Below are 23,605 nucleotides of genomic sequence, written 5' to 3'. Positions count from 1 at the left end.
TCCTCGTCCTCAAGCAGGCACACCGGCAGCGGCGGCACACTGAACGCGCAGTGCGGCAGTGCTTTCTGAGCCCTCGTGTTCCAGCAGGAACCGTTTCGAGTCGATGCCGGCGGAATAGCCGGTGAGTGAGCCGCGTGATCCAACCACGCGGTGCGTGGGAATGACAATGTTCAAAGGGTTCCGCGAAAGGGCGGCCCCCACGCTGCGCGCCTTGGCAGCGTCTCCCAACCGGATCGCCAGCTCCTTGTAACTGCAGGTCTGGCCGTAAGGGATGGCGGATACCTCGGCCCACACCCTGCGCTGGAACGGGGTCCCTTTGGTCTCCAGATCCAGTTCGAAGCAGCAGCGGCGACCGGCAAAATACTGGCTGAGTTGAAGCTCGGCCTCTTCAAAACCGTCTTCCACGATACGGCCCAGCCCGTGGTCAGCAGCGGGATCCGGCACCCCGGGGAAAACTGCGCACAGGGCTCCCTCCTCAGAGGCGAGTGTGAAGATTCCCAAGGGTGTAACGACACTTTTATGTATACGCACGGTGGTTCCTAACTGTGGGGTAAAACGCGGAAGGGGCTATGGGGCGGACGGGGTACGGGAGGGGAAGCGGACGGCTCCGGCGGGCTTCTGCAGCAACCTGCCGCACCGCCCCGGCTGCCGCTCATGTGCGGCTCCTACGCCACTTGCCCTGTCCGTCCCGGGCCGCGAGATCTTCCAGCTCCAGGCGGGCCAGGCCCGCCCGGACGGAGGAAACCGAAAGCCCGGCAACAGAGGCGAGCTTTTCCACGGGTGATCCGGTACGCAGCGGAAGGGCGTCGAGGAGAAGCATGTCTTCGATCGTCAGGCCGTCATGGACCGCCCGGGGGCCTTCATGAGCAGTCCCCGCAGCCCCATCTGCTGCGTCTATGGGGCTGCCCAGTTCAATAACTTCGGCTGCATCCGTCACGCACACGGCGCTGCCGTCCCGCAGCAGACGGTGGCAGCCTGCCGAGTTGGCCGAATATACCGATCCGGGAACCGCTCCCACCTCGCGCCCCAGCGCCGCAGCATGATGCGCAGTATTCAATGCCCCCGACCGCCAGCGCGCTTCAACGACAACCGTCACGGCACCTAGGGCCGCGATGATCCGGTTGCGCTGCAGAAACCTCCAGCGCGTGGGCGAAGAACCGGGCGGAACTTCGGACAGGAGCAGACCACAGCGGGCCACTTCGCGAAGCAGGTCCTCGTTCCCGGCCGGATAATAGCGGTCAACACCGCCGGCCATCACGGCGATAGTGGGAATCTGTTCGACGCCGCCGGTCGCCAGCGCCGCACGGTGGGCCTGGGCATCTATGCCGTATGCCCCGCCGGACACCACCGTCCATCCCCGGGTCACGAGGCCTGCTGCAATGTCACCGGCCGCTGAAGCTCCGTACCCCGTGCTGTCGCGGGAGCCGACCACAGCGGCCGTCCGGCGAAGTTCCGGGATGCCTCGGCTGAGGTTCCCCCGGGTCCACAGGCACAGAGGCATTCCCAGCTCCAGTCCGCGCAGCGCCTCCGGCCAGCGGGGGTCCTCGGGGATCAGCAGCTCTCCCCCCAGCCGTTGAACCGTGGCGAGATCACGCTCGGGTGACAGATCCTGCACCCTCGGCGCCCAGCGCTCCAGGGCAGAGGCGACACTGTTGCCGGAGGCGGGAATACCGAAAGCGGCCAACACTTCGGTTACCTCCCGGGACAGGTCTGCACCGGCACGGACCCTGCCAGTGGCCACCCGAAGGGCATCCACCGGTCCGGCGGCCGCTACGAGTGCCAGGCCCACGTTGTCCGAAGGTTCAAACACCCGGGACAGGGCGGCCCGGGTCAGCAGTTGGTCCAACCGGGGGCTGTTCACGCTGCTGCCCCCTGCTGCCGGAATCCCAGTGCCTGCCCCACGTCATCTGCGTCCGGTGTCGTATGGCCCGTGAGGTCGGCAATGCTCCAGGCGACCCGGAGCACCCGGTCATATCCCCGGGCCGTCAACGTTTGCCGCTCCATGGCACGGTCAAGTGAGGCGGTGGCCCGCGGTGCCGGGCGCAGGGGGCCCCGCAGCACGTTTCCTGCCACCTCCGCGTTGGCCTCATACCCCCACTTCTTCAACCGTTGGTGCTGGACCCTGCGCGCTTCCGCCACCCGTCCGGCGATATCCGCGCTTGGTTCCGCCGTGCCGTCACCTGCCAGTTCCCGCAGGGAAACCCGCTGTACGGTCAGCTGCAAATCCACGCGGTCCAGAAGCGGCCCGGAAAGCCTGCCGAAGTAGCGCCGGCGCTGCTGGGCAGTGCAGGTGCAGTCAATTCCCTTCCCCGAGGCCAGTCCGCAGGGGCAGGGGTTGGCTGCCAGGACAAGCTGGAACCGGGCCGGATAGGAGGCGGTTCCTGCGGCCCGGTGCAGATCAACTTTTCCGCTTTCCAGCGGCTGGCGCAGGGCATCCAGGACCCGCCGGTCATATTCGGGTGCTTCATCGAGGAAGAGCACGCCGCGGTGGGCCCGGGAAGCTGCCCCCGGACGGGCGATGCCCGAGCCGCCCCCGATGATGGCTGCCGAGGACGCTGTGTGGTGCGGACTCTCGAAGGGCGGACGCCGCAGCAGCTGGGAGCACGGACCGCCGCCCCAGACCAGGGAATGGATTGCCGTGACTTCCATGGCGTGTGCGTCGGAAAGGCCGGGCAGCAGCCCGGGAAGGCGCTCCGCAAGCATCGTCTTTCCCGCACCGGGCGGCCCTGTCATCAGCAGGTGATGGGCGCCGGCAGCGGCCACTTCCACGGCAAACCGAGCCTCCGACTGCCCGGCGACATCAGCCATGTCCCGGGCGGGGACCAGCACCGCAGGCGGCTCATCGTCAGCGGCGTACGAATCCTCTCCCGGGTCCTGCGGAGGGAACAGCAGCCGGTCCGGATCCGCACCGAGGAAGGCAGCCACTTCTGCGAGCGATCCGAAGCCGTTGACCGCGGCGCCCGGAACAAGGGAGGCTTCAGCGGCGTTCGCTTCGGCAACGGTGATCTCCGGATACCCCGCGTCCACAGCTGCCATGACCGCGGGCAGGATCCCGCGCACCGGCCGAAGCCTGCCGTCCAGTCCCAGCTCTGCGATGAATACGCGGCGGCCGCTGCACCTGATGTCTCCCGAAGCGGCAAGGGCTGCCATCACAATGGCCAGGTCGAACCCGGAGCCCCGCTTGTGGACATCCGCCGGCATCAGGTTCACGGTAATCCTGCGGCGGCTCAGCGGCAGGCCCGAGTTCTTAGCTGCTGACCGGACCCGGTCCTTGGCCTCGTTCAGGGATGCGTCCGGCAGCCCCAAAAGGACAAATGAGGGCAACGACTGCCCGATGTCCGCTTCAACCTCCACCATGCGGCCGTCCAATCCCATGAGCCCCACCCCGTAGGTTCGCCCCAGCGTCACAGCGCCACTTCCCTCAGGTGTTCGATCACCGGGTTACCCGCACCGTTGTCCACAATCGAAACGGCGTCCACACGAAACGAGGCATATTGCCGTCCCTGCGCTTTCCGCCATTTGCCGGCCAGCAGGTACAGCCGGGCGAGCTTCTCCGCGGTGATGGCCTCAAGGGGATGGCCATAGTCGAGGGAGGACCGTGTTTTCACCTCCACGATCACCAGCGTGCCGTGGTCAATGCCCACCAGATCTATTTCCCCGTCAGGGCACCGCCAGTTGCGGTCTATCACTTCAATTCCGGCTGTCGCCAGATACGCGGCGGCCAGCTGCTCACCGTGCCGGCCCAGGGTGTCTTTGGCTCTCATACGGCCACAGTCGCTGAAGACAGAGCCGACCGGGACCCTGGGCGCAGGCTATGTGGGGACGCGCCGCTCCTGCCCGGTGCCGCTGCCGTCCTGTGGAGGACACAGGCACCGTTGGCTAGGAACCGGTGGAGAGGGAACCGGGCAGCAGGGACCCCTTACCGGTCAGTCGAGGCCGGGGTAGACCACCGGCATGGACTCCAGCCGGACGGGTGCGGGGGCAATGCTGCGGCCGGCCCGCTGCGGGCCGGCACCTGAAATGTCCTGCCTGAGCTGCGGCGCGGGAAGGGTGCCGGTGAACCCCCGGGCCAACGTGATGTGGGGGCGCAGCCGCGAGGAAAACATGAAATTGGGATCCTCAGCGGTAAAGGCCGGGACGTCCGGGATCCCGCAGGCGGTCAGAAACGTCTCCAGCGCCGCGTAGGCCAGCGTGTGGGAGCGCAGGAGTGCCGCGGACGGAAAATACTCCAGGACCAGGGTCCGCCCGTGCCGGCCGAACCGGGACAAAACGGCCGGCTCCAGCAAAACGGGCTGTTGCGGCATGGCGGCTTCGGTCTCCGAGACATAGACGGCCAGGAGCTCTTCGTAATCCTCCCGGGAAATGTCCGCAGCAGCCGAGATGACGGCATACACATCCCGGACCTTCCCGAAGTGGATCAGTGTCAGGTGGACCTGGCGCTCGGGAATCCACCGGGGTGCGCCGCCGTCGTTCACCTCCGGGCGGGCTGCCAGTTCCTGCTGCAGTTCCCGAAGGTGCTCCAGCGACTCAGCGTCCGGACGCAGCTGCGCATAGAGTCTGCGGTTGCCGGAGAGATAACCGGCCAGCGGAGAGTCGGGAAGCACCATTGGAGCAGTTTAGGAGATGCTGCTCACACCTGCACTAGGGTGGAGCCATGCCTTTCGCCATTCCGGTCCTGTCGGACCGCGTCCTTACCCTGCGGCCCCACCGGGAAGCCGACATCGACCCCGTCCTCGCCCGGTCGGTGGACCCCCGGACCCGGCAGTGGACCACCGTTCCCCTGGACTACACGCGCGAGATGGCCGCGGAGTATGTGGCGGCGATTTCCGTTCCGCAGGAGGCGGAGATTTCCTGGGCACTGGAGGCGGACGGTTCCTACGCCGGAACCCTTGACCTGCGCTTTCAGGGGGCAAACTCGGGAAATCTGGGTTTCGTTACCGCTCCGGAATATCGCGGCCAGGGGCTCATGTCCCGTGCCGTGGGCCTGGCCGTTGCCCACGCCTTCGACGCTTTGGGCTGGGACGTGGTCACGTGGTCCGCCAACGCGGGCAACGTCGGCAGCTACAAGACGGTGTGGCGCAACGGGTTTCCGCCGCCTATTGCCGTTCCCCATTTCCTGGCACACCGGGGAAAGATGGTTGAAGGCTGGGTGTCCAGTCTCGCTGCCGGGGATCCGCGGTACCCCGCAGGTGCGTGGGCGCACTGGGAGGGTGTCGCCGCCGGCCTGCCGGAGGCAACCAGCCCGGTGCCCCAGCCGTAGGCGGGGTGCTTAGGCCAGTTCTTCCGGCTTGGGGACAGTCAGGTCATCGTTGCGGGTCAGTTCTTCCACGTTCACGTCCTTGAACGTGATCACCCGGACGCTCTTGACGAACCTTGCCGAGCGGTAGACGTCCCAGACCCAGGCGTCCTGCAGGGTCAGGTCAAAGTAGATCTCGCCGTCCGCGGAGCGCGCCTGCAGGTCCACGTGGTTGGCCAGGTAGAACCGGCGCTCGGTCTCCACCACATAGCTGAAGAGTCCCACCACGTCCCGGTACTCACGGTAGAGCTGCAGCTCCATGTCCGTTTCATAGTTCTCAAGGTCTTCGGCACTCATAGTTCCATCATCCCCCAACGACGCTTTCACGGTCCCGGGTATCCGCTTCCGGACGCGACCCCAACTGCCAGGACATCCGGTGCAGGGGCGTGGGCCCGTGCTCGTCAATCGCCAGCCGATGGGACACCGTGGCGTATCCCTTGTTCACTTCCCAGCCGTACTGAGGATGTGTCATAGCGTAGTCCACCATCATGGTGTCCCGCTCCACCTTCGCGAGTACGCTGGCCGCAGCCACGCTCAGGCAGGTCATGTCCGCCTTGATCTTGGTGTGCACGGGCGCTTGGCAGCCGCCGTCGTCGTTCCCCGGCAGGTCAAAAAGGCTGGCCTGGCGAGCGGGTGAGAGCCAGTTGTAGTTGCCGTCCAGGAGCACGACGTCGGGGGTCAGGTCCGCGCGGATCTGGTCCCAGGCGCGGGTGCCGGCAAGGCGCAGCGCGCCCATGATGCCGTGCAGGTCAATCTCCGCGGCACTGGCATGGCCCACTCCCCAGCTGCGGGCCCATTTCTTGATCTGCGGAACCAGCATCTCGCGGTCCTTTTCGGAGAGCAGCTTGCTGTCCCGCACGCCCTTAAGGGAACGCACGGTGGCCAGGTCCACAGCCACCAGCCCCACGCTGACCGGGCCGGCCAGCGCTCCGCGTCCCACTTCGTCGCATCCGGCCAGCACCCGGTGCCCGACGGCGGCAAAGGAGCGCTCGTGCCGCAGCGTGGGGGCCTTGCTGCCGGCGCCCGTCTTGGGCCGGGGACGGGCCGGGGCCGCCGTCACTTGGAACCGGCCGGCTCGGAGGTTGAGGGATCCGAGGCTGAGGGCTCGGGAACGTTTTCGAAGACGTCCGGGTAGCTGCCCACAAAGCCTGCACGGTTCAGCGGCCAGGCTGTCACGGCCGCTTTGCCCTCAATGTCCGCTACATCCACGAAACCGCCGCCTTCACCCTGAAGATGCTCGCGTGAATCCGCGGAGGCGTTGCGGTGGTCTCCCATGACCCAGACTTTGCCTTCGGGTACCACCACGTCAAAGGGGACGTCCGACGGCGTTGCCCCGGGGTAGATGTAAGGCTCGTTCAGCGGCTCCCCGTTGACCGTGATCCGGCCGTCGGCGTCGCAGCAGACGACGTGGTCCCCCTCCATGCCGATCACACGCTTGACCAGGTGCTGTTCGGAGGTGTCGGGCGCCAGGCCCACGAAGATCAGTGCGTCGCGGATCCAGGTGCCGGGGCCATCGGTGGCCGGGGCGAGTTCGGGCAGCCAGCCCTTGGTGTCCTTGAAGACGACGACGTCCCCGCGGTTGAGGTCAAAAGGTTCCGGAACCAGGAGGTTGACGAAGATCCGGTCATTGATTTCCAGGGTTTCTTCCATGGAACCGGAGGGAATGTAGAAGGCCCGGAACAGGAAAGTCTTGATCAGGAAGGAGAGCAGCAGCGCGATGACGATGATGGTGGCCACTTCGCGCAGCCATCCGCCGAACCCTCGTTGCTTGTTGTGTCCGGTGCTGTGGCTGGGCTCTTCCGGGACGTTCTGAGCCATGTGCTGTCCTCTTATTTCGCCGTGTTCCACTCGGCTCCTAACTCTAGCCGTTCAATTTCCGAACTGCGCTCCAGCGGCCACACGATGGCCGCAGCGCGCCCAATGACGCGTTCCTCGGAAATGAGCCCGCCGCCCGGGGCGCCCAGCAGGGACCGGGAATCGGCTGACCGTGAGCGGTGGTCTCCGAGGAGCCACAGTCTCCCTTCGGGAACTATCACGTCAAAGTTCTGCTCGCTTGGATCGTCTCCGGGATAAACGTACGGCTCGTCCATGGGAGTTCCATTGACCTGCAGCCGCGGTTCCTCCGCTGTGCAGCAGGTAATGCGGTCTCCGGGAATTCCAATCACGCGCTTCACGTACACCGAATCGCTGCCAACCAGGCCTACCCAGCGGGCCAGGGACTTTGCCGCGGCAACCGGGGCAGCGTCGCCGTTGTTGAGCGGGGCGAGGGAACCGCGGCCGTCAAAGACCACCACGTCCCCGCGCTGGATGCCGGCGGAATGGTATTCGGTGCGTGAGACCAGCACGCGGTCCCCGGGATCCAGCAGCGGCTGCATGGACTCGGAGGGAATGTAGTAGATGTCCACGACAAAAACGCGGATGAGTGCCACCAGCACAACTGCCGCGGCGAGGGCGCATAGCACGAAACGCCAGCCCACAAACCTGGACCGGCGTTTCGTGTGCTTCCGGGAAGGATCCGAAGATTCCCCGGAAGCGGATGCTGCGTGGATCAAGAAAATTACTTGGCGGGACGGAAGTCGCGCTTTTCCTTGATCTTGGCTGCCTTGCCGCGCAGATCGCGCATGTAGTACAGCTTGGCGCGGCGGACATCGCCCTTGGAGACCAGTTCGATCTTGTCGATGACCGGGGAGTGAACCGGGAAGGTACGCTCCACGCCGACACCGAAGCTGACCTTGCGGACCGTGAAGGTCTCGCGCAGGCCGTCGCCCTGGCGCTTCATGACGAAGCCCTGGAAGACCTGAACACGGGTGTTCTTGCCTTCAATGATGTTTACGTGAACCTTGACCGTGTCACCGGCGCGGAACTCGGGGATGTCTGAACGCAGCGAAGCTGCATCAACAGAATCTAGGATGTGCATTGTTTATCACTCCTGGTGAACGCCACAGGTCATCCACTTTGGTAACGGCAGACAAGGGTGCGGCCACGAAGGACTGCACAGATGCTGCCGAAGCTATGAGACCGGCGTAGCCGAGGATTGGCTGCCGGTGTGCATTCTGTTGGCCACGCTCCCCCTGTGGCAGGTGCGGACCCAGATGACACAGTTATCCATTCTGCCATACCGGACCTAACCCCACCAATCAGGGGCGGCGCAGGACCCGGTCCGCAGTCACTTCGTATCCCAGCGCCTGGAGCGCGGCCCGGTCCGCCTTGCTCAGCTGCTGCGCATCGATCTTCTCCAGCAGGTCGGGACGGCGGGCTGCGGTGCGCTGCAGCTGCTGGTCTCGGCGCCACTGGGCAATTTTGCCGTGGTTTCCGCTGAGCAGGATGTCCGGAACGTTCCGGTCCCGCCAGGACGAGGGCTTGGTATAGACGGGGTACTCCAGCAGCCCGTCCGAATGCGATTCCTCCACCAGCGACTCGGGATTGCCGACGACGCCGGGCACCAGCCGGCCAATGGCCTCCACCATCGCCAGGACAGCAACCTCTCCCCCGTTGAGCACATAGTCGCCGAGGCTGACCGGACGGACGTCAAAACGTTCGCCGGCCCATTCCAGCACGCGCTCGTCGATGCCCTCATACCGTCCGCAGGCGAAGACAAGGTGCTGTTCTTCAGCGAGCTCATAGGCCATGGCCTGGGTGAACACCGCTCCGGCGGGCGAGGGGACAATCAGGACGGGACGTTTGCCGCCGTCGTCATTTCCCGCACCCGCGACGGAGGCCAGCGCCTGCGCCCACGGTTCGGCCTTCATGACCATTCCGGCGCCGCCGCCGTAGGGAGTGTCATCCACGGTGCGATGGCGGTCCGTGGTGAAGTCCCGCAGGTCATGCACGTTAAGATCCAGCAGGCCGTCCTGCCGGGCCTTGCCGATCAGCGACAGGTCCAGCGCCGCCAGGTACTCCGGGAAAATGCTGACTACATCAATACGCACTTAGCGGCCGGCCTCGTTCTGAGCGTCCTTGTCCTTACCGGCGCTCTCCTGCTTGTCCTGCTTGTCTTCCGGCAGGTTCAGTTCAAAGAGTCCTGCGGGCGGGGTGAGCAGGACGTAGCCGTCCTCAACGTTGACCTCGGGAACAATGGCTTCCACGAAGGGAACCAGCACCTCGCGGCCCTCATTGTCATCCACGACCAGCAGGTCCTGGACGGTCAGGGTGCGCAGGCCGCTGACGGTGCCCACGACGTCGTCGCCGATCCGGGCCTTCAGGCCCACGAGTTCGTGCTCGTACCAGCCCTCGTCGTCATCCTCGCCGTCGAGCTCTTCGGTATCCACGGAGAGCATGGCCCCGCGCAGTTCCTCGGCGCCGTTGCGGTCCACCACTTCGTCGAATCCGAGCAGCAAGATGTCTTTGTTCCAGCGGGCGCTGATGACCGTGAGCGGGCCCTTGGAAGCAGGCTCGACGATGAGCTCGGTTCCGGGCACAAAACGGTCTTCGGGTGCATCGGTCAGGACTTGGACGGTTACTTCGCCGCGGATGCCGTGCGGCTTGCCGATGCGTGCCACCTGTAACTGCATGGGGAGATCTCCTTGTATTGGTGCGGCGGAACGCCGCAGCCGGGGTTGGGCAGCTTCGGGCCCGGAAACACATCCGGCCCCTCCACCATTATCTGGTGCAGGGGCCGGATGCCGTGAACTGCGTTCAACTGGTACTGCTGTGAAAAAGTGCTGTGAACTGCTGATGCAGTCCGGCCGTGCCGCGGGTTATCAGCGGCGGCGGTCGGTATCCACTACATCAACGCGAACCGGCTCTCCGTTCGCGAGGGCGGCGATCACGGTGCGCAATGCACGTGCCGTCCGGCCCTGGCGACCGATGACGCGGCCCAGATCATCCTGATGAACTCGCACCTCGAGGGTTTCCCCGCGGCGGTTGCTCTTGGCGGAAACCTTGACGTCCTCAGGACTGTCAACGATTCCGCGGACGAGATGCTCCAGCGCTTCGGCCAGCAAGTTACTCAGCCTCAGCCTCTGCGGAAGCTTCGGGAGCCTCGTCCTTCTTGGCCTTCGGGGTGATGGCCTCGGGAACAATCACGGACTTCTTTTCGGGAGCCACGAAAGCTTCCTTGGGAGCCTTGACCTGGAGGGTGCCCTCCTGGCCTTCGATGTTCTTGAACTTCTGCCAGTCACCGGTGATCTTCAGCAGAACTGCAACCTGCTCGGTGGGCTGGGCGCCGACGCCGAGCCAGTACTGGGCACGGTCCGACTTGATGTCGATGTACGACGGGTTCTCGGTCGGACGGTACAGTCCGATTTCCTCGATGGCACGGCCATCGCGCTTGGCACGGGAATCCATGACAACAACGCGGTAGTGTGCTGAGAACTTCTTGCCGAGGCGCTTAAGGCGAATCTTTACGGCCACTTTTGTGGTCACTCCTGATCTGAAATGGGGCGAACCCGTACTTCTGCTCCCGTGGGGCGGGCCATAACGTTGGGGTTCAAAAAGGACAAGATGCATGCGCGGAGAGAGGGGCCACGCAGATCGAGTACCTGACCATTGTGCCAGATGAGTTCATCTTTGGCGACTCGGTACAGGCGGCGCGGCGGGCGATGCTCCCCCGGCCGCTGCGGGCTCAGCACGCAAGTTCTTGGGCAGATCACGCGCCGAGTGTCGGGATAACGCTGCATTGCCCCTTCGGTTGTCGCGTTGATGGCCTTCTCCGCGATGCTTTCCGGCGCGAGCTCAACACTCGACGAATCGTAGCGCTGCGAGCTCAACACTCGGCGAATCGTAGCGCTGCGAACTCAACACTCGGCGAAAGCAAGGTACGGCAACGGCGGGATTAGCCGACGGCGATGCGCAGGCGGTTGCGCCAGGGATCCTCGAACCGCAGTTCAGTACCGGTGTGGTGATTGGAGATACCGGCAACCTTCAACCGGTCAGCCAGCCCGGCGACGTCGTCGGCCGTTGGCACACTGATCAGCACCTCCCCCAAGCCCAAGGTGTCCTTCCGGGGTCCGGCGCCGCGGCTGTTCCACACGTTCATGGCCATGTGGTGGTGGTAGCCGCCGGCCGAAACGAAGAGTGCCTGGCCGTGGAACCCGGCGGTCCGTTCGAAGCCCAGCGTGTCCACATAAAACGCTTCCGCCGTTGCCGTATCCCCGACCTGCAGGTGCACATGCCCCACGCCCGCTTCGGCAGTGCGCAGCGAGCTGAGCGCCTCCTCGGTCAGATGCTCACGGAAATAGGTTTGCGGTGAGAGAGCGAGCGAGGCCATGCGAACCTCACGTCCGGAGGCGGTTTCATCCCAGTTCCAGGTGTCCCGGGGCTTGTCGTAGTACAGCTCGATGCCGTTGCCCTCGGGGTCGGTGAAATAGAACGCTTCACTGACCAGGTGATCGGCGGATCCCACAAAAGCGGCCGGATCGTATTGCGCCGCCGCCGCCACAGTGGCCGCCAGGTCGGCCTGCGTTCCGAAGAGGATGGCGGTGTGGAACAGCCCGGCCTCGCCGCGGGATGCCACGCGGAGTCCCGGGGCGGGTGCCAGATGAACCACGGGGACGGTTCCGCGGCCCAGGTACTGGCCGCCGTCGGCCTCCGCGACCACTTCCAGTCCGAGGGCTCCGCGGTAATAGGCGGAAACGGCCGCCATGTCCCCCACGCGAAGCATCACTGTACCCATCGTCAGGTTGGCGGGCAGCAGGTCGGTTGGGTTTAGTTGAAGGTTCATGTAATGAGTTTACTTGAAGCTTCACGTAAATCCAAGGCTGCCGGAAAAGGACGGCGACGGCGGGAGCGGATTACGGCGCAGAGGCCGGCGGTTCACGCCGCAGTTCACACCGCATTGCGACGCGTTCTCCCAGGGCATCCAGTCCGAGCTGCCGTTCATGCTCCCGGAGCCGGCCCAGCTCTCCTCCGGGATTCCGGACCGCCTCAAATCCGCAGGTCCGGTAGAAGGGGGCATTGAACGGAACGTCGGAAAATGTGCACAGTGTCATGGACCGGTATCCCTGCTCTGCGGCCCAGGCCAGTGCGGCATTCACCAGCCGGCGGCCCAGCCCGGCTCCTGCGGCGCCGGGGGAAACGGACAGCTGCTCCAGATGGGCCTGTCCGTCCACTTCCTCGATGCGGGCGAACCCAACCGGCGGCTCCCCGGCCACCAGGACGTGGCGGGCAGCGGCCAATTCAGCGGAGGTGGCCGGCGGCGGGAGCTCACCGATTCCGAGGGTTCCGCGGGCGGAACCGGGCCCGTCCAGCCCATGCAGCAGGGTGTCCGCGGCGGCCTCCAGGGCGGGCAGCAGGGCCAGGTCATTCTCCGCGGCGCTGCGCACCACCGGTTTCACTGCCATGCGGAAACCCTAACGTCCAAGAACTCCGGAAAAACCGTCAACGGGCGGCATCATTCGCTGCGAAGCCGGGGGTGCCAGGGGTTCGCCGCTCACCTGCCGGCCGTTAACCAGCTCGGTCATGGTTCCCAGCTCCAGTGCTTCCAGTGCCGCCCCGAGCCGCACTGCCGAGGACCCGCCCAGAACATCGGGGCATTCCCCGACCGGGAAAAACCGGGCTTCCCGCTCGCCGCCGGCCCCGGTGAAGCCTGTCACGGAGGTTGCCAGCGTGCCGCCGTCGAACACAAAAGCGATGGAATCGCCCTGGCCGGCGTTGCCCTGCACGCAGTCCATCACCAGGAGGCGGCCGACGTCGAACTGGAATCCCAGCGCCTCGCGCGCCATGCGACGGGCGGCGGATCGGGGATCTTCGCTGCCTTTCACGACGCCGCCGGGAAACTCCCAGTCCCCTGCCCCGGTCCGCAGCGTCAGAATTCTCCAGTCACTGGTCCGGATCAGCACAAAGGCCACGGTGCTGCGCTTGAACACCGACCCGTAAAAGCCGCTTAGTCCCTGTGCTGCCACGCTGCTCTTCCCCCTGATACCGGACTTCCTCGGTGCACCCTCACACTATCCGGCGCCGCGGGGCCGGAGCGGTAAAAGTGCCGATGCGTTAAACACGCACCGCCGGACCAAAGCCCGGCGGTGCGCATCATCTCCTGTTACTTGCCCAGGAACTTCTCGAAGCCCTTGGGAAGGTTCAGCGAGGACGGATCAAAGTCCGCATCCTGGCCGCCGAACGCACTGCCCGTGGGAAGTGCCTTGCGGGCACCGGCGCGCCGTGCTTCCGCCTCGGCACGTTCCTGGGCAGCCTTGGCCGGGTTACCGGACTTGGCCTTCTTCTTGCCCTTGGCGGCCTGCTGCTTCTTGCGTGCGCCGCCGAAACCGCCGGGGCCGGCCATCCCGGGCATGCCCGGGATGCCGCCGCCCTGGGCCATCTTCTTCATCATCTTCTGCGCCTGCACAAAACGCTCCAGCAGGCCGTTGACCTCGGAAACATGCACGCCCGAACCGCGGGCAATGCGGGCACGGCGTGAACCGTTGATGATCTTCGGAGCCACCCGCTCATGCGGGGTCATGGAACGCACAATGGCTTCGACGCGGTCGATTTCGCGCTCATCGAAGTTTTCCAGCTGCTCACGCATGCCGGCGGCGCCGGGCATCATCATGAGCATCTTCTTCATGGAGCCCATTTTGCGGATCTGCTGCATCTGGGCGAGGAAATCGTCCAGGGTGAAGTCTTCCTGGTCGGCGAACTTCTTCGCCATCCGGGATGCTTCATCCTTGTCCCAGCTCTGTTCGGCCTGCTCGATGAGGGTCAGGACGTCGCCGAGGTCAAGGATGCGGCTGGCCATGCGGTCCGGGTGGAAGACCTCAAAGTCGGTCAGGCCCTCACCGGTGGAGGCGAACATGATCGGCTTGCCGGTCACGGACGCCACGGACAGTGCGGCGCCGCCGCGGGCGTCGCCGTCGAGCTTGGTCAGGACGACGCCGGTAAAGTTCACGCCTTCGTTGAAGGCCTGCGCCGTGTTGACGGCGTCCTGGCCGATCATGGCGTCGATGACAAAGAGCACTTCGTCGGGATTGATGGCGGCGCGGATGTCCGCAGCCTGCTGCATCAGTTCGGCGTCCACGCCCAGGCGGCCGGCGGTATCCACAATGACCACGTCATGCAGCTTGGTGCGGGCTTCCTCGATGCCCTGGCGCGCGACGGAAACCGGATCACCGGTGGCTGCCTCAAACTCGGAGGAAACGCCCGGGTGCGGCGCGTAGACCGGCACGCCGGCGCGCTGGCCGTTGACCTGCAGCTGCTTGACGGCGTTGGGACGCTGGAGGTCGGCGGCAACCAGCAGCGGGCTGTGGCCCTGGGACTTCAGGTGCTTGGAGAGCTTGCCGGCCAGGGTGGTCTTACCGGCACCCTGCAAACCTGCAAGCATGATGACCGTGGGCGGGTTCTTGGCCAGGCGCAGCCGGCGGGTCTCGCCGCCGAGGATGCCCACGAGTTCCTCGTTGACAATCTTGACGACCTGCTGCCCCGGGTTCAGTGCCTGGGACACCTCAAGGCCGAGGGCGCGTTCCTTCACGGATGCGGTGAAGGCACGGACCACGGGAACGGCGACGTCCGCGTCCAGCAGCGCCCGGCGGATCTCGCGGACGGTGGCGTCGACGTCGGCCTCGGTGAGCCGGCCCTTGCCGCGAAGGTTCTTGAAGGTTGTAGTCAACCGGTCAGACAGTGAATTGAACACGTGCCGCGCACTTCTTTCGTCAGATCTTCGCCATGTTTGGCAGGCCCAGCTGTTAAGGGTACCAAGGCGAGTTCGAAATCTTCCGCAAAACCCTTACCGGTTGCGCGGACGCGATGGCAGGGTGGAGCCATGAATGAATCTTCTTCCCTGCACACCCTTTTGATTCTTGGCGGCACCGGCGACCTTTCCAAGCGGTTGCTGCTGCCGGGGCTGGGCCAGCTGATCGGCAGCGGACGCGCCCCCGCAGACCTGACCGTGATCGGTTCCGGTTCCCGGGACTGGGACGACGGCACCTGGCAGGACCTGATGAAAGAGTCCTTTGCCGCTGCCCGCAGCGAGGCCGGCGACGACGGGAAGGAAGCGATCGATGCCGCTGTCCGGAACGGCAGCTATCTGCAGGTGGATCTGAAGGATCCGGAGCGGCTGGTCCGCGACGTCCGCGGCCTCAAGACGCCGCTGGCCGTGTATTTCGCGCTGCCGCCCGAAGTTACCCAGTCCACCGTGGCGGCGCTGAAGCCGGGAGACCTGCCCGAGGAGACGCGGCTGGTGCTCGAAAAGCCGTTTGCCGGCGATGAGGCCTCGGCCCGTGAGCTGAACCGGCTGCTGGCGGACCTGCTGCCCGAAAGCGACGTGTACCGCGTGGACCACTTCCTGGGCATGGCCACGGTGATGAATGTCCTGGGGCTGCGGTTTACCAACCGGATCCTGGAGCCGGTGTGGAACAACCTTCATATTGAGCGAGTGGAGATTGTCTTTGACGAGAAGCTGGGTCTTGAGGGCCGCGCGAAGTACTACGACGGCGCCGGCGCCCTGCGCGACATGATCCAGAGCCACCTGCTGCACACCATGGCGGTCATCGCGATGGGTGCTCCGGCAACCCTCGGCCAGCGGGATGTGCGGGACCTGATTGCTGCCACGCTTCGGGCGTCCAGTGTGCCGGAGGACTATCAGCGCAGTACGCGCCGCGCACGGTGGTCCGCGGGAGAGATCGACGGCGAAGAAGTTGAGGCCTATGCAGATTCGTCCGGGGTCGATCCGGACCGGGAGACGGAGACGCTGGCAGAAATAGAAATCCGAATCGACAATGAGCGCTGGTCCGGTGTTCCGTTCGTCCTGCGCTCGGGCAAGGCCCTGGGCAAAACCCGGCAGGAAGCCGTGATTACCTTCAAGCCGGTGAGCCACCTGCCCAACGGATTCACCGGTTCCGCGGGCGAAGCCTCACGGCTTCGGATTTCCTTCGCCCCGGCCCGGCTGGAACTGGAGCTGAACGTCAACGGTCCGGAGAACGTCTTCACGCTGGAGCGCACCGGACTCAGTGCGCCCATGCACAAATCGGCGATGACGCCGTACGGCGAAGTGCTTGACGGCATCCTTTCGGGCGACCCGCTCGTCTCCGTGCGCGCGGACATCGCGGAGGAGTGCTGGCGGATCGTGGATCCGGTACTAAAGGCATGGGCTGACGGCGAGGTCCCGCTCGAGACGTACCCCGCCGGGACCATGGGCCCGGCGGAATGGGAATCCAGCCGCTCGGGACTGTAATGAAAAAACCCCTGGCCCGGCCGCCATCACGCGGCCGGCCCAGGGGGCCCTCCTGCTTTCCGCCCGCGGCTGAAGCAGCAACAACCTACAGCGCGGAGTCCCCCCGCTCCCCGGTACGCACCCGGAGTGCTTCTTCCACGTTGACCACCCACACCTTGCCATCCCCGGCCCGGCCCGTGTTGGCCGTGGAGACCAGCACATCCACAATGTCGTTCAGCCACTCATTGGCCACCAGGACCTCGATGCGGATCTTCGGCAGCAGGTCCACGGTGTACTCGGCGCCGCGGTAAACCTCAGTGTGGCCGCGCTGGCGGCCGTAGCCGTTGGCGGAGCTGACAGTCAGTCCCTGCACGCCGTAGCTTTCCAGGGACCCGCGGACGGCGTCGAGTTTCTCGGGCCGGACAATGGCGGTTACAAGTTTCATGAGTTGACGCTCTCCTTCGGGGCGGTGCGGACGGTCTCAGGAAGGGGCCGGAAGGAACCGCCCATGCCCAGGCCGCCGAACTCGTAAGCGGTTTCAGCGTGTTCGCTCAGGTCCACGCCGTTGATTTCCTGTTCCTCGGACACCCGGAAACCAATGGTCTTGTGAATGGCCAGGCCAATCACCAGAGTCAGGACGGCCGAGAAGATGATCGCGATGAGGGCCGCCGCCAGCTGTGCGCCAAGCTGAGCGAAACCGCCGCCGTAGAACAGGCCGCCTCCCTCGCCGTCCACAGGCAGGGCAATGAAGCCCAGCGCCAGAGTGCCCACGATGCCGGCCACCAGATGAACGCCCACCACATCCAGGGAATCGTCGTAGCCGAGCTTGTACTTCAGCCCGACGGCGAGCGCGGAGAGGACACCTGCCAGCAGGCCCAGGCCGACGGCGCCGAGCGGGCTCACATTGGCGCAGGCCGGGGTGATGGCCACCAGGCCGGCAACAATTCCGGAAGCCGCGCCCAGGGAGGTCGGGCGCCCGTCGCGCACCTGTTCAACCAGCAGCCAGCCAACCATCGCGGCAGCCGGAGCGGCCATGGTGTTCACCCAGATCAGCCCCGCTTCCTCCGCTGTGCCGGCGGCTCCCCCGTTGAAACCGAACCAGCCGAACCACAGCAGCGTGGCGCCGAGCATGACAAAGGGAATGTTGTGCGGACGCTGGCTCGGGTCCTTGCCGAAGCCCTTGCGCTTGCCGATGATCAGGGCCAGCACCAGGGCTGCCACGCCTGCGTTGATGTGGACCACGGTGCCGCCGGCAAAATCGATTGCTTCCCCGACCACGGAACCGATCGCTCCCTCTTCGCCCAGCAGCCCGCCGCCCCACACCATAAAGGCCATCGGGCAATAGACAAGGGTGACCCAGACCGGCACAAAGACCACCCAGGCGCTGAACTTGGCCCGGTCCGCAATGGCTCCGCTGATCAGGGCCACCGTAATGATGGCAAAGGTGGCGCCGAATCCGGCGCCGATGAGGTCTTCGGAGCCCATGAGCGACTCAAGACCGAAGGAGGCGAAGGGATTGCCGAACAATCCGCCCACGCCGTCGCCGCCGGTCATGGAGAAGCCCCACAGCACCCAGACAACCCCCACCAGGCCAATGGACACAAAGCTCATCATCATCATGTTCAGAGCTGCCTTGGCACGGGTCATGCCGCCGTAAAAGAATGCCACTCCGGGCGTCATGAGCAGCACCAGTGCCGCCGAAACCATCACCCAGACGTGACCTGCTGACAAGTCCATCTTCACGTCCCTTCACCAACCACGGGCCCTTCCCGCACACTGAACTCTGCCGGGGCAAGGTTTCGGCAACGGCCCGCGCAGGTTGCCGGAACATTACAAACCCCGGGCCCCGGTAAAAAGTCCGTAACAGGAAAGTTTCCACAGCATTTCGCGCCCCTTCGGGAGCACTTGGCCGTGCGGCACCCGCCGCTAGGATGGTCCCTAAGTCTCACTACCGGAGGTAATCCTTTATGCCCGAGCAGTATCCGACACCGGGCGGTCCAGATCCTCTGGCCGCCAAGGGCGGCCCCGACCGAAACCCCGGCAAGAACAAGAAGAAGTGGATTATCTCCGGGACCGCACTCGCGGCCGTGCTGGCTGCCGGCGCCGTCGTTGCCCCGTTGGTGATGAACGACGACGCCTCTCCCGCATCGGTGCCCGCTGCGTCAAGCGAGGCCAAGCCGGCCCCCACGGGCACTCCCTTCACCGTGACCCCTGCTCCTGAAGCCCTGCCTGAGGCTCCGGCGGTTACCTACTACAACCAGGCGGGGCCCCCGGCCGGATCTCCGCAGACCCCGGTGGAGCCGCTGAACATCAAGGTTGCTGCGCAGACCACCGGTACGTCGCTGCCGGAGGGCCTGATCGGGCTCTCCCTGGAAGCCACGGATCTGGCGGATCCTTCCCTGTCCGGCGACAACCCGGAAATGGTCGAGTCCATTTCCGGACTCGGCCGGCCGCTGCTGCGCTTTGGCGGAAACGCCGTGGACCGGCGCTTCTTCTGGACCTCCGCCGGCGAGGCCATCCCCGGGAACCTTTCCGGCGACAAATCCCATCCGGTCCGAGCCGTGACACCCGCTGATTTGGAGCGGGTCAACACGCTGCTGGAAGCCGTGGACGGGCAGATTGCGCTGACCGTGGACCTGGGCAATTATGATCCCGCCCGCGCGGCGGACATGACCAAGTACGCCGCCGCCGCCTTCGGTGATCGCCTGGTGGGCATCACCGTGGGCAACGAGCCCAACGGGTTCGCCAAGACCGGGCTGCGCGACTCCGGCTACGGCATCTCCGAATACCTGACCGAGCTGAAGGCCTACGCCGCAGCCATGTACGCCGTCGCTCCCGAAGTGCCCATTGTGGGACCGGGCACCTATGAGCAGACCTGGTGGGGACCGTTCGCCGAGACGCAGCTGCCGCAGCGGAAAATCCTGTCTTTCCACCACTACCCCCTGTCATCCTGCGAGGGGGCGGATCCGCTGGGAAAACCGGTCCTGGGCAACCTGACCAGCCGGCAGTTGCATGACCATTCCAACGATTTCCGGGCCGCCGCCATGAAACCGGCCCTGCAGTCAGGCCTGGAAACATGGATTCCGGAAACCGGCGTCTCGGCCTGCCCGGGGTCAAACGAAACCACCAAGACCCACGCATCGGCACTGTGGAGCGCCGACTATGCGCTGAGCGCCGCGCAGCTGGGCATTTCCCGGGTCTCCTTCCACAGTTCCCTGATCACGTGCAAGGGCGGACCGCCCATGTCCGCCATCTGCACCGGCGGCGCGTACCTGCAGCCGGACGGCGCAGTGGATGAGCGCGCCAACTACTACGGCATGTCCATGGTGGCCGAAATGCCGCCGGGCGAGTTCCTCAAGCTGGACACCGCCGGCGGCGGGCTCGCCTATCCGTACGCGGTGCGGCACGCGGACGGAAGCATCAGCGTGGTGGTGGTCAACAACAACAATCCCGAAAAGGACGCTCCGGCCGCGGTAACCCTGGAACTGCCGGGCAAGGCGCTGACCGGGACCATGTCCCAGATGACCGGCACCTCCTACACCGCCGAAGACGGCACGCTGATCGACGGCGCTGCCGCCGAGGGCATCCCGGCTGCCGAACGGCTGACCGTACCGGGGTTCACGTACGGGTCCAGTACCCAGACGTTCCCCCTGACCGCCGGCACCGTCACGGTCCTGAACTTCACGTTCTAGCCGGGCCGGGCCCCGGATTCCCGGTCCCGGTCCACGGGCCCGTTCAACGAGCCCGGAGCGGCGGGCAACGGCCAACCAAAAAGGCTCCGCACTTCCTCTCGGAAGTGCGGAGCCTTTTTTTGCTGCGGAACTGCCTAGCTCAGCAGCGCATCCACAAAGCCCTCGGCTTCGAACGGTGCCAGGTCATCGGCACCCTCGCCCAGGCCGATCAGCTTCACGGGCACGCCCAGCGTGCGCTGGATCGCGACGACGATGCCGCCCTTGGCAGTGCCGTCCAGCTTGGTCAGCACAATGCCGGTGATGTTGACGACCTCGGAGAATACCTTGGCCTGCATCAGGCCGTTCTGGCCCGTGGTGGCGTCCAGGACCAGCAGGACCTCATCCACCTCGGCCTGCTTTTCAATGACGCGCTTGACCTTACCGAGCTCGTCCATCAGGCCGACCTTGTTCTGCAGCCGTCCGGCGGTGTCGATCAGGACCACGTCCACTTCGCCGTCGATCCCGGCCTTCACGGCCTCGAAGGCCACGGAGGCGGGGTCGGCGCCGTCGACGTCGGACTTGACGGTGGGTACGCCCACGCGCTGTCCCCAGGTGGCCAGCTGCTCGGCGGCGGCGGCGCGGAAGGTATCGGCAGCGCCCAGGAGCACGTCCTTGTCCTCGGCCACCAGGACGCGGGCCAGCTTGCCCACCGTGGTGGTCTTGCCGACGCCGTTCACGCCCACCACCATGACGACGGCGGGCTTGTCGGCATGCCGGGCAGTGGCCAGTGAGCGGTCCATGGTCGGATCCACGAGCTTGATGAGCTCCTCGCGGAGCATCCGGTGCACTTCCTCCGGGTCCCGGCTGCCGGAAATCTTGACCCGCTCGCGCAGGGCGTCCACCAGTTCCATGGTCGGTTCGGTCCCGAGGTCCGCCAGGAGCAGCGTTTCCTCAATCTCGTCCCAGACATCTTCATCAATCTTGTCACTGGCCAGCAGCGCCAGCAGCGCCTTGCCCAGCGCATTGTTGGACTTGGCCAGGCGCGCGCGCAGGCGGGCCAGGCGGCCCTGTACCGGGTCGGGGGTTTCCAGCGCCGGAGCCTCGGGGGCCGGCGCTGCAGCGGCGTCCAGGTCCCGGAGGTCGTCGGGCACGACGACGTCGGTCTGCGCCGGGGGCGCGTCCAGCACGTCCGTCCCGGCGGCGTGGGCACCTGATCCGGTGACCGGATCATTGGCGTCTCGGGTGGTGGGATACATGCCCTTGGGGGTTCGTCGGGTCCGGACCAGCAGGGCTGCCACGGAACCGACTACGGCAAGGGCGATGACCACATAGATCACAATCGCAAGAGTCTCATTCACGCTCTTTAGCATGTCACACCGGTATGTTTCCGGGCACCCGCCCGGCAGCCGCCGCATGGCCTGACCGGCCCTCCCGCCGGTCCGTTTGAGGTCGGCGGCGAGCCGCGCCCGGGAGCGGCACCTGTCTGAGAGAATCAGAGCATCATGGTTCGAGCACCCCGTCTCGCGATTCCGCGGGAAATCAAAGTCCTTATTGCTGCGGCGTTTGTCATTGCCCTGGGTTTCGGCCTGGTGGCCCCGGTACTGCCGCAGTTTGCCCAGAGCTTCGATGTGGGCATTGCCGCGTCCTCGGTGATCGTCAGCGCTTTTGCCTTTACCCGGCTGGTTTTCGCGCCGGCCGGCGGGGCCCTGCTGGAGAAGTTCGGCGAGCGCCCGGTCTACATTGCCGGGCTGCTGATCGTTGCCGCCTCCACCGGAGCGTGTGCCTTCGCGGGAAGTTACTGGCAGCTGCTGGTCTTCCGCGGGCTGGGCGGCATCGGCTCCACCATGTTCACCATCTCGGCCATGGCGCTGATCATCCGGCTGACCAAACCTGCCGTGCGCGGCCGGGTGTCCAGCGCCTATGCCTCCTCATTCCTGCTGGGCAATATTGCCGGGCCCCTTGCGGGCGGGCTCATGGCCGGGTTCGGGCTGCGCGTTCCGTTCCTGGTCTACGCGGGCGCGCTGGTGGTGGCTGCCGCCGTCGTCGCCCTCCAGCTCAAGGACGCCCGGCTGGCCAGCGGTGAGCCCAAGCCCGCTGCCCGTCCGGTGCTCACCGTCCGTGAAGCACTGGGCGACTCCGCCTACCGGGCCGCACTGGCCTCAAGCTTCGCCAACGGCTGGTCCTCGTTTGGCGTGCGCAACTCGCTGCTGCCGCTTTTCGCCGCCGCGGCCCTGTCTGCCGGCCCGGAAATCGCCGGCATCTCCCTGACCGCTTTTGCCCTCGGCACCGCAGTTGTCCTGACGTTCTCCGGCCGGCTTGCTGACAGCTGGGGCCGGCGGCCGATGGTCATCACCGGGCTGGCGGTGAACGCCGCGGCCACAGCCGCCATCGGTTTCAGCACCAATGTGCCCATGTTCCTGGTGGTCTCGGTAATTGCCGGCATGGGTACCGGGCTGCTGAACCCGGCACAGCAGGCCGCCGTCGGCGATGTGGTGGGCAATGACCGCAGCGGCGGCAAGGTGCTCGCCACCTTCCAGATGGCCAGTGACAGCGGTGCCATTGTGGGACCCATCCTGGCCGGGCTGCTGGCCGACTCGCTGGGCTTCAACTGGGCCTTCGGCGTGACCGGAGCCATTGCGGTCATGGCGTGCTTTGCCTGGATCGGTGGCCGCGAAACGTTGCAGCCCCAGGAAAGTGCCGCACCCCCGGCCGTGACGCCTGACACGCAAGCGGGTCCCAACCGCACTACGATCGAGGAATGAAGCCTTTCCTCCTGCTGGCCTCCCGGGCCGAAGACGACGCCGCCGCCGAAGAATATGAGGCGTTCCTCCGTTTTGGAAACCTGGAGCCGGATCAGCTGCACCGTGTCCGGCTGGAGGCCGGTCCCCTGCCCCGCATCGATCTGACGGACTACAGCGGCATTATTGTCAGCGGCAGCCCCTTCAATGCCAGCGATCCGGACAGTTCCAAATCGGATTTGCAGCTGCGGGTGGAAAGTGAGCTGGGCAGGCTGTTGGACGACGTCGTCGAGCAGGACTTCCCGTTCCTGGGCGCCTGCTACGGCGTGGGAACCCTCGGCCGGCACCAGGGCGGAATTGTGGACCGGCAGTTCGGCGAGGCCATCGGCGCCGTGGAGATCAAGCTCACCGGTGAGGGGCGGCAGGATCCGCTGTTGGACGGTGTTCCGGATTCCTTCACCGCGTTTGTGGGCCACCGCGAGGCCGTGTCCGTGCTGCCGCCCAACGCGGTGAACCTCGCCGGTTCTTCCTCCTGCCCGGTGCAGATGTTCCGGATCAAGGAGAACCTCTATGCCACGCAGTTCCATCCCGAGCTGGATGTTCCGGGCCTGCTGACCCGCATCACCGTGTACCGGCACGCCGGCTACTTCCCGCCGGAGGAAGCCGACGCCGTCAAGGCATCCGTGCGCGGCGCCGACGTCAGCCTGCCGCCGCTGATCCTGCGGAACTTTGTGCGCCGCTACGCCCGGTAGGAGCATCGAGAGTCGAGCTCGGGCCGTTCTCCACCGCGGATTCCGGCACGAGCTCGGTTCTCGGCCGG

At 65.7% G+C, this 23,605-nt stretch carries 26 protein-coding genes; 5 read left to right on the top strand and 21 right to left on the bottom strand.

The window, feature by feature from the left end:
* Nucleotides 1-9: 9 nt before the first annotated feature.
* The 5 genes from ACIQXM_RS03985 to ACIQXM_RS03965 form a co-directional block, all read right to left on the bottom strand.
* Nucleotides 10-531, bottom strand: a complete 522-nt coding sequence (locus ACIQXM_RS03985) for a methylated-DNA--[protein]-cysteine S-methyltransferase (RefSeq protein ID WP_400927964.1) — start codon at nt 529-531, stop codon at nt 10-12.
* Between the two features lie 121 nt (nt 532-652).
* On the bottom strand, nt 653-1,861 hold the full coding sequence (gene dprA, locus ACIQXM_RS03980) for a DNA-processing protein DprA (protein WP_400927962.1): 1,209 nt from the start codon (nt 1,859-1,861) through the stop codon (nt 653-655).
* Nucleotides 1,858-3,408, bottom strand: coding sequence for a YifB family Mg chelatase-like AAA ATPase (locus ACIQXM_RS03975; RefSeq protein ID WP_400927959.1), 1,551 nt, complete (start codon nt 3,406-3,408; stop codon nt 1,858-1,860). The genes dprA and ACIQXM_RS03975 overlap by 4 nt, the downstream gene beginning before the upstream one ends.
* Nucleotides 3,405-3,764, bottom strand: a complete 360-nt coding sequence (locus ACIQXM_RS03970; RefSeq protein ID WP_400927956.1) for a YraN family protein — start codon at nt 3,762-3,764, stop codon at nt 3,405-3,407. The genes ACIQXM_RS03975 and ACIQXM_RS03970 overlap by 4 nt, the downstream gene beginning before the upstream one ends.
* Before the next feature lie 162 nt (nt 3,765-3,926).
* Nucleotides 3,927-4,607: a 2'-5' RNA ligase family protein gene (locus tag ACIQXM_RS03965; protein ID WP_400927954.1), complete on the bottom strand. Its 681-nt coding sequence runs from the start codon at nt 4,605-4,607 to the stop codon at nt 3,927-3,929.
* Nucleotides 4,608-4,654: 47 nt separating this feature from the next.
* Between ACIQXM_RS03965 and ACIQXM_RS03960 the strand changes: the two genes are divergently transcribed.
* On the top strand, nt 4,655-5,260 hold the full coding sequence (locus ACIQXM_RS03960; protein WP_400927951.1) for a GNAT family N-acetyltransferase: 606 nt from the start codon (nt 4,655-4,657) through the stop codon (nt 5,258-5,260).
* 9 nt (nt 5,261-5,269) lie between these two features.
* Here ACIQXM_RS03960 and ACIQXM_RS03955 read toward each other — a convergent pair whose 3' ends face one another.
* From ACIQXM_RS03955 to ffh, 13 genes are all read right to left on the bottom strand, one after another.
* A complete protein-coding gene (locus tag ACIQXM_RS03955) occupies nt 5,270-5,593 on the bottom strand; it encodes a DUF2469 domain-containing protein (RefSeq protein WP_400927948.1) in 324 nt (107 codons plus the stop codon).
* 7 nt (nt 5,594-5,600) lie between these two features.
* Entirely contained in the window at nt 5,601-6,356 is a 756-nt protein-coding gene (locus ACIQXM_RS03950; RefSeq protein ID WP_400927945.1) for a ribonuclease HII, read from the bottom strand.
* Nucleotides 6,353-7,114, bottom strand: a complete 762-nt coding sequence (lepB, locus tag ACIQXM_RS03945) for a signal peptidase I (RefSeq protein ID WP_400927942.1) — start codon at nt 7,112-7,114, stop codon at nt 6,353-6,355. The genes ACIQXM_RS03950 and lepB (ACIQXM_RS03945) overlap by 4 nt, the downstream gene beginning before the upstream one ends.
* 11 nt (nt 7,115-7,125) lie before the next feature.
* The gene (gene lepB / locus ACIQXM_RS03940; protein WP_400927940.1) at nt 7,126-7,848 is read right to left on the bottom strand and encodes a signal peptidase I; all 723 of its coding nucleotides are present in this window, start codon (nt 7,846-7,848) and stop codon (nt 7,126-7,128) included.
* A gap of 5 nt (nt 7,849-7,853) precedes the next feature.
* Nucleotides 7,854-8,213: a 50S ribosomal protein L19 gene (gene rplS, locus ACIQXM_RS03935; protein WP_400927938.1), complete on the bottom strand. Its 360-nt coding sequence runs from the start codon at nt 8,211-8,213 to the stop codon at nt 7,854-7,856.
* Nucleotides 8,214-8,433: 220 nt separating this feature from the next.
* Complete coding sequence (trmD, locus tag ACIQXM_RS03930; RefSeq protein ID WP_400927935.1) at nt 8,434-9,225, bottom strand: tRNA (guanosine(37)-N1)-methyltransferase TrmD; 792 nt, start codon at nt 9,223-9,225, stop codon at nt 8,434-8,436.
* A complete protein-coding gene (gene rimM, locus ACIQXM_RS03925) occupies nt 9,226-9,807 on the bottom strand; it encodes a ribosome maturation factor RimM (protein WP_400927933.1) in 582 nt (193 codons plus the stop codon).
* Between the two features lie 189 nt (nt 9,808-9,996).
* A complete protein-coding gene (locus ACIQXM_RS03920; protein WP_104053842.1) occupies nt 9,997-10,239 on the bottom strand; it encodes an RNA-binding protein in 243 nt (80 codons plus the stop codon).
* A gap of 1 nt (nt 10,240) precedes the next feature.
* Nucleotides 10,241-10,648: a 30S ribosomal protein S16 gene (gene rpsP / locus ACIQXM_RS03915; protein ID WP_152217816.1), complete on the bottom strand. Its 408-nt coding sequence runs from the start codon at nt 10,646-10,648 to the stop codon at nt 10,241-10,243.
* 421 nt (nt 10,649-11,069) lie between these two features.
* The gene (locus ACIQXM_RS03910; RefSeq protein ID WP_400927930.1) at nt 11,070-11,957 is read right to left on the bottom strand and encodes a VOC family protein; all 888 of its coding nucleotides are present in this window, start codon (nt 11,955-11,957) and stop codon (nt 11,070-11,072) included.
* Between the two features lie 70 nt (nt 11,958-12,027).
* Nucleotides 12,028-12,576 carry a GNAT family N-acetyltransferase gene (locus tag ACIQXM_RS03905; protein WP_400927927.1) on the bottom strand — a complete coding sequence of 183 codons (549 nt, stop codon included), beginning with the start codon at nt 12,574-12,576 and terminating at the stop codon, nt 12,028-12,030.
* Between the two features lie 9 nt (nt 12,577-12,585).
* Complete coding sequence (locus ACIQXM_RS03900) at nt 12,586-13,137, bottom strand: NUDIX domain-containing protein (RefSeq protein ID WP_400927925.1); 552 nt, start codon at nt 13,135-13,137, stop codon at nt 12,586-12,588.
* Between the two features lie 137 nt (nt 13,138-13,274).
* The gene (gene ffh / locus ACIQXM_RS03895) at nt 13,275-14,858 is read right to left on the bottom strand and encodes a signal recognition particle protein (RefSeq protein WP_400927922.1); all 1,584 of its coding nucleotides are present in this window, start codon (nt 14,856-14,858) and stop codon (nt 13,275-13,277) included.
* Between the two features lie 129 nt (nt 14,859-14,987).
* Here ffh and ACIQXM_RS03890 point away from each other — a divergent pair, with 129 nt between their 5' ends.
* A complete protein-coding gene (locus tag ACIQXM_RS03890; protein ID WP_400927919.1) occupies nt 14,988-16,397 on the top strand; it encodes a glucose-6-phosphate dehydrogenase in 1,410 nt (469 codons plus the stop codon).
* Between the two features lie 85 nt (nt 16,398-16,482).
* On the opposite strand, the gene ACIQXM_RS03885 is transcribed toward ACIQXM_RS03890, so the two are convergent.
* Nucleotides 16,483-16,821: a P-II family nitrogen regulator gene (locus ACIQXM_RS03885; RefSeq protein ID WP_400927916.1), complete on the bottom strand. Its 339-nt coding sequence runs from the start codon at nt 16,819-16,821 to the stop codon at nt 16,483-16,485.
* The gene (locus tag ACIQXM_RS03880; protein WP_400927913.1) at nt 16,818-18,113 is read right to left on the bottom strand and encodes an ammonium transporter; all 1,296 of its coding nucleotides are present in this window, start codon (nt 18,111-18,113) and stop codon (nt 16,818-16,820) included. The genes ACIQXM_RS03885 and ACIQXM_RS03880 overlap by 4 nt, the downstream gene beginning before the upstream one ends.
* A 230-nt stretch (nt 18,114-18,343) precedes the next feature.
* On the opposite strand from ACIQXM_RS03880, the gene ACIQXM_RS03875 reads away from it, so the two are divergent.
* Nucleotides 18,344-20,068 (top strand): hypothetical protein, encoded by a 1,725-nt coding sequence (locus ACIQXM_RS03875; protein ID WP_400927910.1) that lies wholly within the window; start codon nt 18,344-18,346, stop codon nt 20,066-20,068.
* Nucleotides 20,069-20,202: 134 nt separating this feature from the next.
* Here ACIQXM_RS03875 and ftsY read toward each other — a convergent pair whose 3' ends face one another.
* Nucleotides 20,203-21,405: a signal recognition particle-docking protein FtsY gene (gene ftsY, locus ACIQXM_RS03870; protein WP_400927908.1), complete on the bottom strand. Its 1,203-nt coding sequence runs from the start codon at nt 21,403-21,405 to the stop codon at nt 20,203-20,205.
* 144 nt (nt 21,406-21,549) lie between these two features.
* Here ftsY and ACIQXM_RS03865 point away from each other — a divergent pair, with 144 nt between their 5' ends.
* Together ACIQXM_RS03865 and ACIQXM_RS03860 are read left to right on the top strand one after the other, a co-directional pair.
* Nucleotides 21,550-22,809, top strand: a complete 1,260-nt coding sequence (locus ACIQXM_RS03865; RefSeq protein ID WP_400927904.1) for an MFS transporter — start codon at nt 21,550-21,552, stop codon at nt 22,807-22,809.
* Nucleotides 22,806-23,537, top strand: coding sequence for a glutamine amidotransferase (locus ACIQXM_RS03860; protein ID WP_400927901.1), 732 nt, complete (start codon nt 22,806-22,808; stop codon nt 23,535-23,537). The genes ACIQXM_RS03865 and ACIQXM_RS03860 overlap by 4 nt, the downstream gene beginning before the upstream one ends.
* The last annotated feature ends 68 nt before the right edge of the window (nt 23,538-23,605 follow it).

The sequence above is a fragment of the Arthrobacter sp. NPDC097144 genome (assembly GCF_044762205.1).
Lineage (GTDB): Bacteria > Actinomycetota > Actinomycetes > Actinomycetales > Micrococcaceae > Arthrobacter_B.
Note: the sequence above shows the minus strand (reverse complement) of the source record. Positions and strands in the feature narration are given on the sequence as shown.

Excerpts from the sequence above, each read along its gene's own strand:
- ACIQXM_RS03970 (WP_400927956.1), bottom strand. The coding sequence starts at position 3,764 with ATGAGAGCCAAAGACACCCTGGGCCGGCACGGTGAGCAGCTGGCCGCC.
- ACIQXM_RS03965 (WP_400927954.1), bottom strand. The coding sequence starts at position 4,607 with ATGGTGCTTCCCGACTCTCCGCTGGCCGGTTATCTCTCCGGCAACCGC.
- ACIQXM_RS03960 (WP_400927951.1), top strand. The coding sequence starts at position 4,655 with ATGCCTTTCGCCATTCCGGTCCTGTCGGACCGCGTCCTTACCCTGCGG.
- ACIQXM_RS03955 (WP_400927948.1), bottom strand. The coding sequence starts at position 5,593 with ATGAGTGCCGAAGACCTTGAGAACTATGAAACGGACATGGAGCTGCAG.
- lepB (WP_400927942.1), bottom strand. The coding sequence starts at position 7,114 with ATGGCTCAGAACGTCCCGGAAGAGCCCAGCCACAGCACCGGACACAAC.
- rplS (WP_400927938.1), bottom strand. The coding sequence starts at position 8,213 with ATGCACATCCTAGATTCTGTTGATGCAGCTTCGCTGCGTTCAGACATC.
- rimM (WP_400927933.1), bottom strand. The coding sequence starts at position 9,807 with ATGCAGTTACAGGTGGCACGCATCGGCAAGCCGCACGGCATCCGCGGC.
- ACIQXM_RS03910 (WP_400927930.1), bottom strand. The coding sequence starts at position 11,957 with ATGAACCTTCAACTAAACCCAACCGACCTGCTGCCCGCCAACCTGACG.
- ACIQXM_RS03905 (WP_400927927.1), bottom strand. The coding sequence starts at position 12,576 with ATGGCAGTGAAACCGGTGGTGCGCAGCGCCGCGGAGAATGACCTGGCC.
- ACIQXM_RS03890 (WP_400927919.1), top strand. The coding sequence starts at position 14,988 with ATGAATGAATCTTCTTCCCTGCACACCCTTTTGATTCTTGGCGGCACC.
- ACIQXM_RS03885 (WP_400927916.1), bottom strand. The coding sequence starts at position 16,821 with ATGAAACTTGTAACCGCCATTGTCCGGCCCGAGAAACTCGACGCCGTC.
- ACIQXM_RS03880 (WP_400927913.1), bottom strand. The coding sequence starts at position 18,113 with ATGGACTTGTCAGCAGGTCACGTCTGGGTGATGGTTTCGGCGGCACTG.
- ACIQXM_RS03875 (WP_400927910.1), top strand. The coding sequence starts at position 18,344 with ATGCCCGAGCAGTATCCGACACCGGGCGGTCCAGATCCTCTGGCCGCC.
- ACIQXM_RS03865 (WP_400927904.1), top strand. The coding sequence starts at position 21,550 with ATGGTTCGAGCACCCCGTCTCGCGATTCCGCGGGAAATCAAAGTCCTT.
- ACIQXM_RS03860 (WP_400927901.1), top strand. The coding sequence starts at position 22,806 with ATGAAGCCTTTCCTCCTGCTGGCCTCCCGGGCCGAAGACGACGCCGCC.